Source organism: Ramlibacter sp., assembly GCF_035554825.1.
GTDB lineage: Bacteria > Pseudomonadota > Gammaproteobacteria > Burkholderiales > Burkholderiaceae_C > Ramlibacter.
This window is the reverse complement of record NZ_DATMHS010000047.1, coordinates 1-2,497: the sequence shown is the minus strand read 5'-3', so window position 1 is coordinate 2,497 and position 2,497 is coordinate 1. Positions and strand designations below refer to the sequence as shown.

Below are 2,497 nucleotides of genomic sequence, written 5' to 3'. Positions count from 1 at the left end.
GCCGAGGCGCGCTGCAAGATCGACATGGCGCGCCTGCTGACGCTGAGGGCGGCCTGGCTGATGGACACGGCCGGCAACAAGGTGGCCAAGACCGACATCGCCATGATCAAGGTGGTGGCCCCCAACATGGCGCTGCAGGTCATCGACTGGGCGATGCAGGCCCACGGCGGCGCCGGCGTCAGCGGCGACTTCCCGCTGGCCAACGCCTACGCGCACGCGCGCACGCTGCGCTTTGCCGATGGACCGGACGAGGTGCACCGCGCCGCCATCGCCAAGTGGGAGCTGGGCAAGTACGGCCTGCCCGCCCGCGAAGGCCAGCCGGCGCGCTGAGCGCCCTTCCCGCCCGCCGGCCCGGGTGATGGCCGGCGCCCCGGGCCGCCGCGCCGCCCATGCGCCCCGAACGGCGCTTGGCCGGCGGCGTGGCCGAAGCGCGACCGGCGAGCCGGCCCTGATCGAATCCAGCCGCGACAAGGAGACCATTCGTGATCGACGTTTTTTCCTGGCCCACGCCCAACGGCCACAAGATCCACATCATGCTGGAGGAGTGCGGCCTTCCCTATCGCGCGATCCCCATCAACATCGGGGCGGGCGACCAGTTCAAGCCCGAATTCCTCGCCATCAGCCCCAACAACAAGATTCCGGCCATCACCGACCCGGACGGTCCGGACGGCAAGCCGATCTCGCTGTTCGAGTCGGGCGCGATCCTGCTCTACCTCGCGGGCAAGACCGGCAAGTTCCTGCCGGCCGGCGACCGGGCCAAGTACGAAGTGCTGCAGTGGCTCATGTTCCAGATGGGCGGCGTCGGTCCCATGCTCGGGCAGGCCCACCACTTCCGCATGTACGCGCCGGAGAAGATCGACTACGCGATCGACCGCTACACCAACGAAGCCCGGCGGCTGTACGGCGTGATCGACCGGCGGCTGGCGCGCAGCCCGTACCTGGGCGGCCGCGAATACTCGATCGCCGACATCGCCACCTTCCCGTGGCTGCGCAGCTGGGAGAACCAGGGCATCGTGCTCGACGAGTACCCGCACCTGAAGGCCTGGTTCGAGCAGATCGCCGCCCGGCCGGCGGTGCAGCGCGGAGTCAAGGTGCTCGCCGAACACCGCAAGCCGATCCGCGACGACAAGGAGCGCGAGATCCTGTTCGGCAAGACGCAGTACGAGCGGCGCTGACCGGCCGCATCGGCAGGCCGCGCGGCGTTACTGCGAGGCGGCGCGCGACGCCTCGACGGCGGCGCGCAACGCGCGCAGGGCGGCGTCGGATTCGCGCTGAATTCTGGCAACCTGGGATTGCAGCCGGGTGCGGATGCGCTCGTCGGCCACGCCGCAGCGTCCGGCGATGGCGAGCTGCTGCTGCGCCGCGCCCAGGGCGTTGTTGAGGCGATGCCACTCGTTCATCTTTCGCTCGGCGACGTGCATGACAAAACTCCCGGGAAACCCGAGGGGCAAGACTACCCGCCTACAAGCCGCCCGGTCAATGCGCTGCAAGCCGAATCCAGGGCGTCCTACGGCGAGTCGCGCGCGCGTCCTACAGTCGCTGTAGGAGAGCTTCGCTGCCGGCTGTGTAACACGCTCCATCGCAGCGGGTCGCGCGCTTGCGCCGATGACGACCGAGGGTCCGCCGCCGCTGCAGCTGATCCGCCAAAACAGGATGTTTGCCCTGCACCGTCGGGAGGTTCCGCGCGCGCGGCCGCGCGGCGGCGAACCTACGATCCGGGGCATGGAGCATCTGGCTGCATCGCGTCTCGCCGTGGCGGCGCCCACGCGGCCGTGGCTGACAGTGGCGAGCTTTGCCACGGGCGCGGCGGCGGTGTTCCGGTTCCCGCTCAATCACGACGTCTCCTGGATCATCAGCATCGCGCAGCGCGTGCTCGCCGGCGAAGTGCTGTACGTCGACGTCGTCGAGCTGAACCCGCCGTTGATCGTCTGGCTGACGCTGCCGCTGGTCGCCGCCGCCCAGCTGCTGCACGTCGACCCCGGTCAGCTGCTGCGCCTGGTCGTGCTGGCCGTCGTCGCCGGCGTCTGCGCATCCTGCGCGCGGATCGTGCACGGCCGGCTTCCGCCGGCTTGCGAGCAGGCGCTCGCCCCGCTGACCGTGTATGCCGCGGTCGTGGTGGCGGGGTACGACTTCGGACAGCGTGAGCACCTCGCCATGCTGCTCGCGCTGCCGTACCTCGCCCTGGCGGTGCTGCGGGCCCAGGGGGAGCCGACCGCGGCCCGCTGGCGCATCGCTGCGGCGGCACTGGCCAGCATCGGCTTCGTGTTCAAGCCCCATCTGCTGCTGGTGCCGCTGTTGGTGGAGGCGGTCGTGGCAAGCCGCAACAGGCGATGGTTCGACGGCACGGCCACCACGATCGGTGTCGCCGCCTGCCTGTACGCCGTCGCCGTGCTGGTGTTCGCGCCCGCCTACCTGCACGTGGCCAGCATGGTGTCCGCAGCCTACGGAACCGGCTACCTCGGCAAGAGCGTCTTCACCTTCATCGGCGTGAAGAACT

4 protein-coding genes are annotated in these 2,497 nt (G+C 70.0%); 3 read left to right on the top strand and 1 reads right to left on the bottom strand.

What is annotated here, in order from left to right; translation table 11 throughout:
- Both VNT59_RS05215 and VNT59_RS05210 read left to right on the top strand, forming a co-directional pair.
- The coding region (locus tag VNT59_RS05215) for an acyl-CoA dehydrogenase family protein (protein ID WP_325497261.1) at window positions 1-330 on the top strand (330 nt) is incomplete at its 5' end.
- A gap of 152 nt (window positions 331-482) precedes the next feature.
- On the top strand, window positions 483-1,175 hold the full coding sequence (locus VNT59_RS05210) for a glutathione binding-like protein (RefSeq protein ID WP_325497260.1): 693 nt from the start codon (window positions 483-485) through the stop codon (window positions 1,173-1,175).
- 27 nt (window positions 1,176-1,202) lie between these two features.
- On the opposite strand, the gene VNT59_RS05205 is transcribed toward VNT59_RS05210, so the two are convergent.
- Window positions 1,203-1,421, bottom strand: a complete 219-nt coding sequence (locus tag VNT59_RS05205) for a hypothetical protein (protein WP_325497259.1) — start codon at window positions 1,419-1,421, stop codon at window positions 1,203-1,205.
- Between the two features lie 301 nt (window positions 1,422-1,722).
- On the opposite strand from VNT59_RS05205, the gene VNT59_RS05200 reads away from it, so the two are divergent.
- The coding region (locus tag VNT59_RS05200; RefSeq protein ID WP_325497258.1) for a hypothetical protein at window positions 1,723-2,497 on the top strand (775 nt) is incomplete at its 3' end.